This is a genomic window from Pseudoalteromonas sp. Angola-30, from assembly GCF_028599215.1.
GTDB classification, from domain to species: domain Bacteria; phylum Pseudomonadota; class Gammaproteobacteria; order Enterobacterales; family Alteromonadaceae; genus Pseudoalteromonas; species Pseudoalteromonas atlantica.
Genome location: NZ_JAQREI010000001.1, coordinates 303,447 through 317,136, shown reverse-complemented (window position 1 = coordinate 317,136; position 13,690 = coordinate 303,447). Strand labels below are relative to the sequence as shown.

General features: G+C 39.0%; 15 protein-coding genes. 1 reads left to right on the top strand and 14 read right to left on the bottom strand.

The features are described 5' to 3' along the window. Positions 1–38: 38 nt before the first annotated feature. Positions 39–512 carry a flavodoxin family protein gene (locus PSH54_RS01455; protein WP_096042760.1) on the bottom strand — a complete coding sequence of 158 codons (474 nt, stop codon included), beginning with the start codon at positions 510–512 and terminating at the stop codon, positions 39–41. A 77-nt stretch (positions 513–589) separates the two neighbouring features. On the opposite strand from PSH54_RS01455, the gene soxR reads away from it, so the two are divergent. After that, on the top strand, positions 590–1,051 hold the full coding sequence (soxR, locus tag PSH54_RS01450) for a redox-sensitive transcriptional activator SoxR (RefSeq protein ID WP_248461796.1): 462 nt from the start codon (positions 590–592) through the stop codon (positions 1,049–1,051). 14 nt (positions 1,052–1,065) lie between these two features. Here soxR and PSH54_RS01445 read toward each other — a convergent pair whose 3' ends face one another. The 13 genes from PSH54_RS01445 to PSH54_RS01385 all read right to left on the bottom strand — a co-directional run bounded on the left by PSH54_RS01445 (position 1,066) and on the right by PSH54_RS01385 (position 13,688). Further along, a complete protein-coding gene (locus tag PSH54_RS01445) occupies positions 1,066–2,232 on the bottom strand; it encodes a lipase family protein (RefSeq protein WP_273605282.1) in 1,167 nt (388 codons plus the stop codon). A gap of 23 nt (positions 2,233–2,255) precedes the next feature. After that, on the bottom strand, positions 2,256–2,774 hold the full coding sequence (locus PSH54_RS01440; RefSeq protein ID WP_273605281.1) for a DUF6795 domain-containing protein: 519 nt from the start codon (positions 2,772–2,774) through the stop codon (positions 2,256–2,258). 145 nt (positions 2,775–2,919) lie between these two features. Next, on the bottom strand, positions 2,920–3,699 hold the full coding sequence (locus PSH54_RS01435; RefSeq protein WP_273605280.1) for a hypothetical protein: 780 nt from the start codon (positions 3,697–3,699) through the stop codon (positions 2,920–2,922). An 89-nt stretch (positions 3,700–3,788) separates the two neighbouring features. Beyond that, positions 3,789–4,055, bottom strand: coding sequence for a hypothetical protein (locus PSH54_RS01430; RefSeq protein ID WP_273605279.1), 267 nt, complete (start codon positions 4,053–4,055; stop codon positions 3,789–3,791). A 105-nt stretch (positions 4,056–4,160) separates the two neighbouring features. Beyond that, a complete protein-coding gene (locus tag PSH54_RS01425) occupies positions 4,161–4,742 on the bottom strand; it encodes a hypothetical protein (protein ID WP_273605278.1) in 582 nt (193 codons plus the stop codon). Further along, the gene (locus tag PSH54_RS01420) at positions 4,742–5,506 is read right to left on the bottom strand and encodes a ChaN family lipoprotein (RefSeq protein WP_273605277.1); all 765 of its coding nucleotides are present in this window, start codon (positions 5,504–5,506) and stop codon (positions 4,742–4,744) included. Before PSH54_RS01420 ends, PSH54_RS01425 begins: the two co-directional genes overlap by 1 nt. A 3-nt stretch (positions 5,507–5,509) precedes the next feature. Then, positions 5,510–5,809 carry a hypothetical protein gene (locus PSH54_RS01415; RefSeq protein WP_273605276.1) on the bottom strand — a complete coding sequence of 100 codons (300 nt, stop codon included), beginning with the start codon at positions 5,807–5,809 and terminating at the stop codon, positions 5,510–5,512. Positions 5,810–5,818: 9 nt separating this feature from the next. Next, positions 5,819–6,175, bottom strand: coding sequence for a hypothetical protein (locus PSH54_RS01410; RefSeq protein WP_273605275.1), 357 nt, complete (start codon positions 6,173–6,175; stop codon positions 5,819–5,821). A 51-nt stretch (positions 6,176–6,226) separates the two neighbouring features. Beyond that, on the bottom strand, positions 6,227–6,646 hold the full coding sequence (locus tag PSH54_RS01405) for a tetratricopeptide repeat protein (protein ID WP_182719977.1): 420 nt from the start codon (positions 6,644–6,646) through the stop codon (positions 6,227–6,229). Next, positions 6,646–7,068, bottom strand: a complete 423-nt coding sequence (locus PSH54_RS01400) for a hypothetical protein (protein WP_273605274.1) — start codon at positions 7,066–7,068, stop codon at positions 6,646–6,648. The genes PSH54_RS01405 and PSH54_RS01400 overlap by 1 nt, the downstream gene beginning before the upstream one ends. Positions 7,069–7,075: 7 nt before the next feature. After that, positions 7,076–11,815 carry an RHS repeat-associated core domain-containing protein gene (locus PSH54_RS01395; protein ID WP_273605273.1) on the bottom strand — a complete coding sequence of 1,580 codons (4,740 nt, stop codon included), beginning with the start codon at positions 11,813–11,815 and terminating at the stop codon, positions 7,076–7,078. Further along, positions 11,815–12,666, bottom strand: a complete 852-nt coding sequence (locus tag PSH54_RS01390) for a hypothetical protein (protein ID WP_273605272.1) — start codon at positions 12,664–12,666, stop codon at positions 11,815–11,817. Before PSH54_RS01390 ends, PSH54_RS01395 begins: the two co-directional genes overlap by 1 nt. Continuing rightward, complete coding sequence (locus PSH54_RS01385) at positions 12,663–13,688, bottom strand: hypothetical protein (protein ID WP_273605271.1); 1,026 nt, start codon at positions 13,686–13,688, stop codon at positions 12,663–12,665. The genes PSH54_RS01390 and PSH54_RS01385 overlap by 4 nt, the downstream gene beginning before the upstream one ends. Positions 13,689–13,690: the final 2 nt, after the last annotated feature.

The window sequence follows — 13,690 nt, the reverse complement described above, 5'->3', positions numbered from 1 at the left end:
TTACTAAACTACCAGAGACAACCAAAAAAGGCTGCAATTTAAGCAACCTTTTGGGTACTTTTATGGTGATGATTAATAAACTGCATACCTAAATAACTAAACGTATTTTTAAATTGCTCTACAAAACACGCAGGCGCTTCACTTGATGACGCATTAGAAAGCACAGAAAAATGCTTACTACGCAGCGTTCGTAATTTTGGTTTTAATGCTTCATCGTCCATGTAGTCGGTTATTCTATCAATAAATAACTTCATTTGTACCGTGGTGCTGTACCAATAAACGGGTGAGGCAAACACCCAGTGGTCATACTTTAACAGTGCTTCAAATACAGCATAAAAGTCATCGCTTTTATAGTTTTTGTTATAACAGTACGGCGCTATTTTATAATCATCTAAACATATTGTCCTTACATCGTTTTGCTCAGCAAAGCTGTTAACGTGTGCCTGCGTATTACCATTTTTACGTGCGCTTGAGTAAATAATAACAGTGCTACGTTTAAGTTTTTGTTGCATTTAGTTAGCTCCTTTTTTAATGTTGAAAGAAGCTTAAAACCTCAACTTATATTGAGGTCAACCGGAAATTTAAAACAATGCCAATAGATCAAAAAAAACTAACCGAGGCTAACCTAACCGTAGGTTATGTCGCTAAGCGCAGCGGCGTAAAAGTATCAACCCTACACTTTTACGAAACAAAAGGACTCATACGTAGTTGGCGAAATAGCGGCAACCAACGCCGCTATAAAAAAGATGTGCTGCGCCGTATAGCGGTAATAAAAGCCGCACAAGCCATGGGAATAACACTTGATGAAATAAAACACACCCTGGCCACATTACCTGAGCAGCGCACTCCCACACAAAAAGACTGGTCAGCCCTTTCAAAGCAATGGCAAGCACAGCTTGATGAGCGCATAGCGTATATGCAGCGCCTACGCGACCGCGTAGATGGCTGTATTGGTTGTGGGTGTTTATCTATGAGTAAGTGCCCTATTTATAACAAAAACGACCACTTAGGCGAAAACCAAAGTGGTGCTATTTTGTTAGAGCGAGATTGAGATTTAAATTAAGGTTAATCTAGGCCGCTAAGCCCTTCTCTTGCAGCTCTGTATAAAGCGCCTAGGGTTGAGTCGAATACAGATTTTATAAAGCTATAAGTCAGCTCCACCGCTTTACTAATTACTTTGCCTGCAAACACTAACATATGCCCCAGTAAACCTAAGGTTTGTGTTGCAAACGAGGCTGACGCTTTAGCTATTTTATCAAGCGTTCGCGCCAACATATCGTAAAAAGTGAGACCGGTTCCAATGGCTGCTTGGGCAGCAACTGCGCTGTAATAGCCTGCATCTTTTAAAAGGGTAATTAATGCAGCACCAAGTTTATCTGCCCAATGTGAGGTAAATGATGCTTGATTTCTGTCTTCAAATTTTAAACGCACAGGCATGTTTAAAAAGTGATTAGCTTGTATAGTTAAGTTGTTCCAATTATTGCTATTGGCAGTGTTTAAGTAGCCAGGCGTACCAGCAAGAGTATGAGCAGCACCTTTTAAACCTTGTCCACTATCTAAACGTATTTCTTGGCCATTGTGCGGAGCATGCGAAAAAGGCCATAAAGGCACTTTAGCCACTGGGTCAGCCCCATGTGTACAGCGATAAATTTTATCGATTCTGGATGTTGCTGCGCGAGAAAAGTTTTCAAGCCCAACACGCGGCGAACCAAACGTATATAATTTTACAGGAAGTGAATACTCAGCTTTGATCCAATCAGCAGAAAGCGTCGCTAACGCACCACCCAAGCTGTGGCCAACTAAATGAACGCAACCCGTCACTTTATCTTGAATATTCGCTGCTATAAACTCTTGCAGCGCAGGCTTCATACTATTAAAGGTCTTATTAAAACCAGCATGCACCATACTGCCATTTGACCCACCACTCACACCAAAGTGCCCATCGGTTAATCCATCTCTTAGCGAGTTAGTCCCCCGAATAGTTATAACCGAATCGCCCTCATACGCGCCAAGCCCATGCCCTACTAAAGCAAAGCCCGTGCTTAAATTAAATAAATGAGAAAAAAAGCTGCCCGTTACCCCTTGTACTGCGCCAGGGTTAACAGAAAAGTTAAAATTGTCGCGCAAAGAGGCATGAAGTGTGCGATTGAGTAAATTAGTGGTTTTAATACTTTTTGCTTTATAAGCAAGGTTTGCTAATTGTACGGCTTGAGTGGGTGTCAAAGTATTCATATAAGTTCCCTTTAAATAAATAGTTAAAGTTTACATGATGTGTATATCGCAAAAGTGTGGCTTGTATCTTCTTTAATTGGAATATCGTAAGTTTGTGGTTCTTGGCCAATATCACACTCTAAGTGCGCAAGAAGTGATTTAAGTGTATCGCTATCTTCATGAATTGAAACAAGTGTGTACCACAAAACAATCCCTTCTGGCGTGCCGTTTTCTAAATAAATATGTTGAACCAGCGAGTCGTTATCAAACATATTAGAAGGTTTACCTGTTTTTATTGTTTTTTCTGTGAAGGTAAAATAACCCTGTTCATCTGTTGTGGTTTCATCAACGTATTCATCGCCATAGGTAAGTGAGCGCATCACTTTAGTGTTTGCAACTGGCTGCCCATTATCTAATAACTGCCCTTTTACTGGAGCCGATAAATAAAATTCTTGTTTATTAAAAAAGCCAAACATATCTGCACAAGCCTGTGATGTAGTAAAAAAAACAACGGCAATAGAGACTATTACCAATACAAAAATTTTTAAGCGCGATAAAAACAAAGCAAACTCTCTCCCAAGGCCTAGCTATAAACTACTTAATATATATGGCTAATTAATTACACCAGCCATATTTATACTGAAAAAGTAGGGGTCTAATTAGGTACAATTATACTGCATGTTTTTTAATCAAAAAACAATCACTAATCTAATTATAAAATAGCGTATATATTAATTTACCAATGCCACTAAACATGATGCCGCCCATAAGCAAAAAAGCATACATAATACTAATAGCACCGGCTGAAGGATCGCTCTTTTTATCAATTTCTATGCATGCCGTACACACAACAAAAAATATAAAAAAGTTAGCTATCACACCTAAAATAAAAGCATTGCCAAATAACGGTGATACGCCAGCTAAAACTGCACCCAAAATTAACAGCGAGCCTGAAATTGAATGTTTATCAAACCGGCTTTCAATTATTTTTATAACTAAAGTGGTTAGCATAGATAGTGAAAAGTATAGCGTTGGCCAAAACTGATAATATAAATACCCCCAGTTTAAAAGCTCACCTGAAGTTGATGAAAAAGCTTGCTGGCCTATGTCGGCCGCTGAAGCATTCGCGGCATTTTCGCTAAAAAGGTACCCTATCCCACCGATAATTAATTTTATAAGCCAAAAAAATAAAAAACTAGCAATTGTAAACCCGATAGCGTCATCCCTTGTTAATCGTTTTTTAGCTTTGCTTTTTACAATAATGGCAAGCATTAAACCTAGTAGGCATACACTTCCTAAATAAAGTACTGCCTGCCAAAAGTCATCAGGATAAAATACAGCTAACCCTGGCGCTATAAATAGATACATAGCATCTTCGTTATCTAGTGAACGATTTCGGGCACTTTGCTCAGACTCTTTAAAAAGAGCTAAATATACAAATAAAGGCTGTAAAAACAGCATTAAAATACTCGTGGTAATAAGGCTCATACATCATCCTTAATGAGAAAAACGAATGCAGCACTTGTGCTGCATTAAAATTAAAAATGTGGGTGTTCAATAAAAAAGAGAGGTAGGTATTACAGGTTTATTTTTTGAAAGTATGTTTTAAGTTTTAAAAGCCCCGACTCAAGTTCAAATTTTTGTATTTTAGGGTTTTTGAATTTAAACCCATTAGAAATATGGGTATTAATCATCGTCGCCATCCCCTCAAAGCCAGCTGGTGCAGTGGCAACTAAATCGCTCAATAAGGGCATGATAAGCACTTGATGCTCTTCTATTAAAGTTGGGTTTTCGTATATATCGTAAACAAGGTTAGTTAGTATTTGCTGGTTTTGTTGTTCCATATCATTTCTATAGCGCCTTAGCTTAGGCGTTTATAGCTCCTTTAAAAGTGCAATAACTTTAATGGTTTGTACTAATTATAAATAGTTTAAGTAAATGCTCATTTCTTAATTATCTAAAGAAATGCCCGAATCCTTAAGTTGCTTTTCAAACATTTCTTTTCTGATTTTTTCATAGTTACTTTCATCTAAAAAGCGTTTATGTGCAGCAGCCTTTTCTAAGTCGCCTAGCTCAGTGTAAATTAAATAAAGATCTTTATGAGTCATTTGCACTCTCATTTTTTCTTTAACTTTATTGCTATTTTCAGTGAGGTAACGATTATAAAGATTTATAGACTGTACTAAGTCTTTAGTAACAAAACGTCCAGTGCTATATACATAAGCTAAAGCTAAGATACCATCAGGATCGCCTTCTGCAGCATGCTTTTTTGCCTCAGCAATATAGCGGCTTCCATCACCTGTATGAAGGCCTACTAACTCCAGAGCTTGCCAATTTCCCATTTTATATGCTTTATCACACCAAGCATCAAGCTCTTGAGGTGCATACATTAAGCTTTTTTGACATTGGCGCATGACTTTATCTCGCGATAAGTTAGGATCATTAATATCAAGGTTAGGAAAAAGAGTTCCTGCCATCGCACCAAAACATATTACGGTAGTAAAAAGAAAAGTAGCTATTGTTTTCACCATTATAGCCCTTTCATATGAGCTGAATTTTCAGGTAAGTGAACCTGATAAGTTGTTACTGCTGATTTAAACGGGAAGCCCTCTCGGTAAAAGTACTTTTGCTTAAGCGCTTCTTTTTCATCAGAGTAACCCTTACAATCAGTTTGTGAGTAACAAACTGACCCACCAATAAAGTCGATAAATTTAATTTTTAAAATACCTTGCGCTTTTATCAGTGTGTCTAGGCCTTCTTGATAATTAGTAGAACTCACAGCATGCCACCTATGCATAAAAGCAATAATTTTATTCTGCTTAGACGTATTTAAAATATTACTAATATTTTGTGTCCAAACCATATTTCTTATTGTATGGCTATTAAAACAATTTCCTGCGACTGAATTATTGTAACTACATGAAGCGTCAATCAAATCCATTTCATCTAAAGTTAAATCCAAAGCAATAATTTTTAATCCTAACTCTCTAGCCGCTTTAACTAGTTCACCATAACTGTTTGGTACGCCGTAGCCCCAACTCCAGTTATCATTAAAATATTGCTGAATAACATTAAAGCCTTTACCAGTGCGTTGATAAAAATCTATTTTCTCCTGCATAGATCTTGGTAGCATTTCGATTGCAAAGTGAGTAAACCCAAAAGCTTTCAATTGTCTAAGTGCTTTAATAGCCTCAAATTTATAAATAGCTGGGTTATGGCTAGATTCACCAAGCATCACTAAGCGTGCATTACCGGCCATTGTTTTATAATTTACATCCGTGTTTATTTTATTCATTACCTATCCTTGTTTTTTATTTAAGTTTTCAAAACACCATTTATAGAACTCAATAGCGTCATTATTTTCAGAGCTGTAGGGAGCAACTGCATATTCGTAGCTCATTGCAAATAAAAGCTCTTGCGCAGTGAAATTACACACTTCTCTTTTTGAATAACATTCCTTAACTCCACGCCATAATTGCATTGCGCGACTTACGTAGTCATCACCCCACTTTCCTTTAAATTGCTTGCTGGGGTTGTTTTTTAAAGTAAACGAAGCAACGTCTTGGAGTGTTAAATTTGTGATATTTATACATACCATAATGAACAGCTAACTTTCAGGTGACTTGCAATACAAATTTTCTAGGGCTTTAATCAGCGACCGATCCGGCACTAAGGAGTGAACAGAAACCAGGTGCAGAATGGATGAGTCCACAATAAAATTTATTTCTCCATCGGGTATTCTGTACTCATACTTGGATATGACTTTATTTTCCTTATGTAATAAAAAGTTTTTTTCATTACATATAGGGCAAATTGCTATATGGCGTCTTTTATTAATTACCTCTGCCTTATCTAGAGCATCGAAAAACCACTTCAAAAAAGTTTCTTTCTCTGAATTTGATTTAAACTCAGTACTCATTAAATCTAAATTGATTTTACGATCATTTGGCTTATGTGAAATCACTCACAGCTCCTTGTTAATACCGAGCCATGCACTAAGCACAGCTCACTTTGCCTATAAGTTCACTTCCGAAGACAGAAAATCATAAAAAAACAACCCTTCTTCTTCATGTTCATCAAAAATCTCTTTACCTGCAAGCATATAAGCTTTTAACAGTGAATTTTTACTACTATCTTTATCCCCAAGTTGGTAATAACATTGCCCTATTCTAAAGTGGATAAATGCATTTTCATTTGCTTCAGGATAATTTAAGGCGTCCAATAAAGAGTCTAAAGACTTTTCATATTCATCAATCATGTAAAAACTATCACCAATCGAAACTTTGAGCCATAGTACTTCATTCCAATCTTCATCAGGGTCAATGATTAAATCAAGCGCTTTTTGCCAAATGGCTATAGCGCCTAAAAAATCATCTTCATCGAACAAGTCATTACCTTGTTCGCAATACCGCTCTATTTGATCATGAATATCCATTATTTATACTCACTATAGAAAGTTTTATACTTCTTCGGCTGACTAACAAAGCAGCGCCCTTTAGATATTGTATTCGCTTTATCAAACCACATTTTTGCTAGCTCTAGCTCACCTTGCTCAAAATAAATGGCTCCCTTTAAGAATATAGGTCCATCATCATAGTCATCTAGATGATCTGAGTTCAATAGCTCATCCAAAATCTTATGAGACTTTTCATAAGCACCTAACTCCTTATAAAAATCACAAATATCACTAACCAAACTAATAGTAACATCCCAATCATATTTAGGAACAGGCAGTAAATGCCATGCCTTTTCAGCAATACTTTGAGCTTCATTTAGTTTATTTTCATCAAGCTTTTTAAATGCTTCAATAAATAACTCATTAATCTCATCATGTAATTCTGACGGTAAACTTTTCATATAAAACCTATTTTGAAGGGGGTTTATAACCTTCTTTTAATTTGGCTCCCGCGGAGCGATTTAAACTGTAATGGTCTAGAGTATAATGATTTGAATCCAACATCCATTCTCGAACTTCTTTAGATTTAGCTCCATGTTTTCGTCCAGTTGTATTCCAATATCTCACTGCATCCATTGGTTCATGCGCCATATCGGCTTCAGATAAAGGGTACCATTTCTTATTACTTGCTTGGAAAACCTCGCCTTTTCTCGTATTTTTTATCTTACCTTCATCGCGTAGTCTTTGAATTACTTCTTTACCTGTTTTTGATTTTTTACCAGGCGTGCGTCCTAGGTACTTCAGACGTAATGATTTTTTACGTTTTTTCTTAGCTTTAGGGAGGCTTGCAGGTACTGCATTTCTTAGATTATCAGAGAGCCTATTTGGATTTCTAGTATTATCGTTACCTCCTTCATCCTCTAAGCTCTGCCATTTACCATCTTTTAGCTGCGAGTACTGACCTGACTCTTCTTTAAATATGCCTTCTTCATCATGAATAATATTCGAATTTTCATGCCCATCAATATAAGTACAAGCAGCCCAGTGGTATTCACCCATATTCTCAGCGAGCAGTTCAGATATATGCTTACTTTCAGTAACCTGAATTGAATTGGATGATATATTTAAACTTCCACAATTTGGATGCAGCATATACCCTGGGATTACATCGCCTTCAGTGTATACTTTTTTAAAAACACCACTAGAAACAGTACCATCTTCAATTTTACTACCTAAGTCATCGGTAATTGTAGCCCCGTCCCATGAATAAACTGTTAAGCTAGTTCCCATCGGAACGGTCGCAGGCTTTGTAACATCTATCGAACCATGTCCTGCAAATACATTTTTCTTTTGACCGTCTTTACATGTCAACCCAAACGGATCCACCCAATTCACCGGATTTGGCGCATATTGATAATGGTTTATTCCACCCACTAAACCAATCGGATCTTGGTTTATAAAGCGTTGCTGTTTGGGGCTGTAGTAGCGGTAGCGATTGTAATGTAGGCCGCTCTCTTCATCTAAATATTGCCCTTGAAAACGGATCGGCTGAGTGAAGCTGCTTTTTGTATTAAAGTCGGCTTCTGGTTCTTCATAACCATACACATCGGCTTGGTTTTCCCATACGACTTCTGCTTTGTTATTGGTTACAAAACGTGGGGTATTCAGTTGGTCTAGGTGGTAGTAGTACACCTCACCTTGTTTAATCAGCGCTACTGGATGAAATTGATTTGGCAGGTTGATATACCAGGTATATTCACCGTGTTGGCATTCGCCGATTAACTGGTCGTTATCCCAAATGTAGTCAATTTTGCCGTGCTCGGTGTGTTTTGCGATACGGCGGCCTAATGGGTCGTAGTCGTATTGCGTGAGTGTGCCGTTATTATTAAAACAACTTAATTGGTTAAATGCATTGTATTCACGGCGGGTTTTTATGCCTTTGCCGGTTTCGCGTATTTGGTTACCAAACTCGTCGTAGTAAAAGTCGCTGTCGCCAAATTGTATTAGGCGGTCGGCGTCGGTGGCACTGTTTATTGTGGTGTTGTTAGTACTTTCATTGTTTGCTACTGAGTCAGCGTTGCTACTATTTTTACTACTACTTTTACTACTACTTTTACTACTACTTTCATTACTGTTTGGTGCTAACTCATTGTATTCACTATGCGTGGCGTGTGTTAAATCAATAGAAGAACTGGCTGTATGCTTATTACTGGCTGCATCATGTTCTATACCCTGCTCGCCTGTATCTCTAAGGTCTGCATCGCTTGTGTTTGATTTAACTGTTTGGCTTTGCGGGTTACCAAAGCTATCCCACTGGTAGTGTGTGATTGTATCAGCACCTGAGCTTGCCAATGTTTGTTTTATTAACTGACCCAAGCTGTTGTATTCAAAATTGATGTTTTGGCTGCTTACGCCTTCGTTTTTACGGGCAATCAGCTGGTTTATACTGTCGTAGTTGTACGTACAGGTATCGAATAATGCTTGCGCTGGGTGAGTAAGCTGCTGCTGCGTTAAACGGTTAAATACATCAAACTGTTGATTGAGGGTAATGCTGTTACCAAACTGCTGGGTTTTAATATTACCTTGGCTGTCGTAGCTTAATGTTACAAGCGGCTCTGCGAGCTCAACCTCTTTGCTATTGGTTTGCAATAAGTTAATGCCGCTTAGTTGGCCAAACTGATTGTAGCTGTATTTAAGTGTGGTTGAATCTGGCAGGGTAAGGGTTTGCCTTCTGCCGTATTCATCGTAGCTGTACTTTAAGGTATGCGCTTGTTGCTGGTTATTAACTTGCTCGGCGCACAGTAGCCTGCCGCCTTTATCAAACTGCTGCTTTAAGGTTGATTGTGCATTATGCGCACGAGTAATTTTACCTTGCAGGTTATAGCTGTAGTAATTGGCGTTATTAATGATATGTGAGTCGCTTGCAAGGCTTGCATGCTGCGCAGTTACGCGGCCAAGGCTGTCGCGCTCTATTTTTACATGGCGTTTGTTGCTTTGTGTTACTGAGGCTAAGCGGTTACAGGCATCGTATTTATACTGCTGTAGCGTGCCATCAAACCCTGTTATTTGTGTTGGGTTTTCGTTCGCGTCGTAACTTATGCGGTATACGTGGCCGTCGCTTCGCTCGATGGCTGTTAAGTTTCGCTCTTTGTCGTACGTTAAATGCAGTGCGCTGCCATCGGGCTGAATAACACAATGCGGTTGGCTTAGCCCTTCAAAGTGTTGCTCGGTGGTGTCGCCTTTGCTGTTTTGCGAGCTAATTAACCGCCCTGCTTCGTCGTAGATAAAGTATTGATGCTGTTTATTTTCAGGCTCGTTTTCATCAAAGGCAATTGTTTGTGTAAGCTGGCCGTGCTCATTGTATTTATATTGGGTGAGTAAGCCTGCGTTATTCAGTGTGGCATTTACGCGGCCTAGGCTGTCGTAGCTGTAACGTATTAACTCATCGTTATGGTGTTTTGCTAAAAGCTCGCCTTGCTCGTTCCAAATAAACTTGGTGATTTGACCATTTTTATTAATATGCTGGGTTAACTGGCCGAGCTTATCGTAGCTGTATAATGTGGTGCGGCCATCACCAAAGGTTTCGCTTTGTAATAAGCCAGCCACACTGTATTTACGCGTAATGGTTTGGCCATCAGGTAAGGTAGTTAATACACGTTGCCCAAGTTGGTTGTAAGCAAAATGGGTTTGGCTACCATCTGGCTGCGTTATTGTTTCTAATTGGCCATAAGGTGTATAGCTATAGCGCGTTGTGCTGCTATCGGGCTTTATTTCACTGAGCTTTTGGCCTTGCGCATTGTATGTATATTGCCAAACGTTGCCGTTAGGGTCGGTATGTTTTACCAATTTACCTTGTGCGTTATGTACAAAGTGCTCTTTGTGGCCTCGAGAGTCTATACAGGTTGTTTCACCGCGCTCAAGGTTGTATTCAAACTGGTAAGTATAGGTGTTGTTATCGCCCCACTGCTTTATACATTTAGCGCTGGGTGAGTAGCTATCCCACTCAAAATGATGGCTAAAGCCACTGGCTCGGGTACGCTTTGTTAATAAGTTAGCGGCGTTGTAGGCGTAGCGCTCAGTTTCGTTTTGCTGATTAGTAGACTGAACAAGGTTTTTGTTTTCGTCGTACTCGTAGCTTGCAAGCAATGGTGATAGCAATTGCTGTTTGTTGTTTTTATCGGTGCAGTACGCTGCTATTTTGCTTAATAAACCTTGCGCGTTGTAGCTAATTATACAGCCACGTACTTTGTTTACTTCTATACGGTGTAGGCGCTCTTTAGCATCGTAATAAAACGCGATGCTTTGGCCTTTTTCGTTAATTATTTTTTCAAGCAGCCACGCGCTTTCGCCTGGTTTAAATGTAAGGTGTTGGTCATCTGGTGTTACAAGTACTTGCTTACCATTTGTTTGGTAATGTAGCGCAAGGTTACTACTTAACTGATAGCTTGATTGGCCAGGTTTCACCTTTTCAAATTTATGTTTAGCGCCGTGCTCGTCTTGGTACTCTAACCAGTAAGTGCCTTTTTGTTTAGGACCCACTTTTGGTGGCGGCAAATAATGCTCTGTAAGGCTTGCCATAAAGTCATGGCGCCAACCATTACCCATTGTTGTGCACACATCAGCATGAGATGAGCGATACAAACGTCGCCATATTAATTGGCGACTCCCTGCTAGGGTAAAGTCGATAAGCGGAAGAATTTCTTCGCCAGAGAGCATTGAAACTGGATCTGATCGGCACTCTTGATTTGTAATGGGCTCTTCACTTGCGGTGTTATTACTTGCACCACCCGTGTTTTTTGCGGGTGCTTGCGATGCGCTTTTACCTGATGCAGTTGAGCTTGATTTATTGCTCGACTTTTTGCCCGCTGAGCCACTATTAGTATTATCGCTTACTTGAATGGCAGACTTTGCTTTTTGGTGGTAACACGTTACTGCGCCACTTACTAAGGCCTGGGTAAGTACGCTTGCGGTTTCGCGAGCTGATGCGCTGCGTGGGCAGTTAACGCCAGCACTATTTAATAAATTAATTACATCAAGACGTTTGGCAGCGTCACCTGTTAACGCACCACCAATTTGAGCTATTTGTTGTTTAGCCGTTTCAGGGGTGTTTGCCACAGTTGGCGCATAACCTGACGGCGTTTGGCCTTTGCCAGCAACTAGGCAAATGGGGTAACTCGTTCCTTGTAAAACAACCGTATTACTTTGCATTAGTTGTGTACTTCCTCACTTATCCATAAGTATGATGCTGCGGCCTGATATTTTGATTGTTCTTGAGAAATCACTAACGCGTGTTTAAAGTGATTTACAATAGCCGGGCTTGAGGTCAATTGATATAAATTGACGAGTCCTTCAAGCGCACCAATTTTCCCTAATTTGTAATTAGGTAATTCATAATGTGTATGCTCATTAATTAAATTACTGAGCAATTGTAAATTAGTCAGCCAAACATCACTTTGCTGATGTATGCCGTTGCCAGGAGCAAATATAAGATCTATATGGTCTTTATTATCCTGTGCGATTTTGGAAAATATACCGCCTAGTTGGTCGTGCTTTATAAAATCTATTGAAGGAGCAAATTCATGACTAGTTTGCATCCAGCCAATTTGAGCCGTTTCAATTGTCGCAAGTGCACCACCTACTCCTAAGTATACCCACTCATTGTTTTTATCGGCTTTATAGGTAGCATCAATGGCAATCACGTTTGCCTTATGCCATTTTTTTTGTACCGCCAACTGCACTAACGTATTAGCACCAACAGCGCCATAAAATAATAAGTGCTCTACATGCTCAGGGAACAACTGTTTAAAACTTTTTGCTAAAAGCTGCTTTAGCTCATCTTGGTACGCAAGTGCTGGCAATAACCATACAAGTGGCAAGTTTGAGTCTTCTACTTTAGCAAAAAGCTCTTTCGCTTTTACTATGCAATCATAAATACAGGCATTCCATGATTGCCAAGTAATACCGTTAGGTGGAGTTGGGGTATCTGCATATAGCAGTGTATCTATGTCTTGCGACAAAGGCGTAGAAAAACAGCTTACGTTTACATTAAACGCCTTCATGCTTGCGCCTCTGCTTTTACATTTTTAGCCATCGATTTGTAGTAGGTATACAAATTAAATATTGCTTGGCTATAACAGTCCATTGCCGACATTTCTATTGCGTTTAACCTTTTATTAAGAGATTTGCCACCTACAAACCTTTGTAAGCAAAGCTCTTCCTCGTATTTAGGCCAGTTTTGCTGTAATTGCTGTTTAAAAGCCACTAGTGCTTGTTGTTCAGCATTAAATGCATTTACTTGAATGTCATAGCTTACGAGTAAATCAAGCTTATCACCGAGCATTCGCCTTATTAAGGCAATAATAGCTGATGGGTTTTCAACTTGGTTTAACGACATACACGCTAAGGGCACTAGCTTTACATAGCCACTTTGTAATAGCACATGTAACGTGTCATCTAGTGTTAAAACATTGCTTGCGTAATTACTTAATGCGTTTACTTGTTCCCAACTTAGTGATAATAAAAAAAGCGACATTAACGGTGAATTAACAAGCTTACTTTTACATAGCTCATCAAACACATGTTTTAGTATTTGTATGTTTGCATTAGGGTTGAATGCGCTGATAAGCGCCACTGTTTCGGCTGGTGTTGCCTCTTGTTCGGTGCTATTAGCCAATGCAAAATAAATAGTGTTTAAGTCAATTAATGCAATTAAATTAAAGCTGTGTTGCTGTAATAAAACTTTATAAATAACAGCCTTTGCTAAGTCATGCAGGGATGGGCTGTTGAGCAACGAGTTTATAAAAGCCAGGTTAATTGTTTGCGGTAAATTAGCCATAACCTCTATACATGCCTGCGCAGTCACATCAAGGCTTTGCTCACTCGTTACTAACGTATTAATTAAAGTTAAATCGGGTTGTGTAAAGTGTTGAGGAGTATTATTTTTTTTAGCGGTTAGCCACGTTGTTTCTAACAGCTTTTTTTTAAGTGTTTTTACATAACCTACAGAAGTAAACGGGCAGCACTGCGCCTTACTAATACAGAGCAATTGTGCTTGATGATTACTTATGTAAGTAGACAGCAAGG

Bases quoted from the DNA above. Each gene is read 5' to 3' on its own strand.
- PSH54_RS01455 (WP_096042760.1), bottom strand. From the start codon at position 512: ATGCAACAAAAACTTAAACGTAGCACTGTTATTATTTACTCAAGCGCA.
- soxR (WP_248461796.1), top strand. From the start codon at position 590: ATGCCAATAGATCAAAAAAAACTAACCGAGGCTAACCTAACCGTAGGT.
- PSH54_RS01445 (WP_273605282.1), bottom strand. From the start codon at position 2,232: ATGAATACTTTGACACCCACTCAAGCCGTACAATTAGCAAACCTTGCT.
- PSH54_RS01435 (WP_273605280.1), bottom strand. From the start codon at position 3,699: ATGAGCCTTATTACCACGAGTATTTTAATGCTGTTTTTACAGCCTTTA.
- PSH54_RS01430 (WP_273605279.1), bottom strand. From the start codon at position 4,055: ATGGAACAACAAAACCAGCAAATACTAACTAACCTTGTTTACGATATA.
- PSH54_RS01425 (WP_273605278.1), bottom strand. From the start codon at position 4,742: ATGGTGAAAACAATAGCTACTTTTCTTTTTACTACCGTAATATGTTTT.
- PSH54_RS01420 (WP_273605277.1), bottom strand. From the start codon at position 5,506: ATGAATAAAATAAACACGGATGTAAATTATAAAACAATGGCCGGTAAT.
- PSH54_RS01415 (WP_273605276.1), bottom strand. From the start codon at position 5,809: ATGGTATGTATAAATATCACAAATTTAACACTCCAAGACGTTGCTTCG.
- PSH54_RS01405 (WP_182719977.1), bottom strand. From the start codon at position 6,646: ATGGATATTCATGATCAAATAGAGCGGTATTGCGAACAAGGTAATGAC.
- PSH54_RS01400 (WP_273605274.1), bottom strand. From the start codon at position 7,068: ATGAAAAGTTTACCGTCAGAATTACATGATGAGATTAATGAGTTATTT.
- PSH54_RS01395 (WP_273605273.1), bottom strand. From the start codon at position 11,815: ATGCAAAGTAATACGGTTGTTTTACAAGGAACGAGTTACCCCATTTGC.
- PSH54_RS01390 (WP_273605272.1), bottom strand. From the start codon at position 12,666: ATGAAGGCGTTTAATGTAAACGTAAGCTGTTTTTCTACGCCTTTGTCG.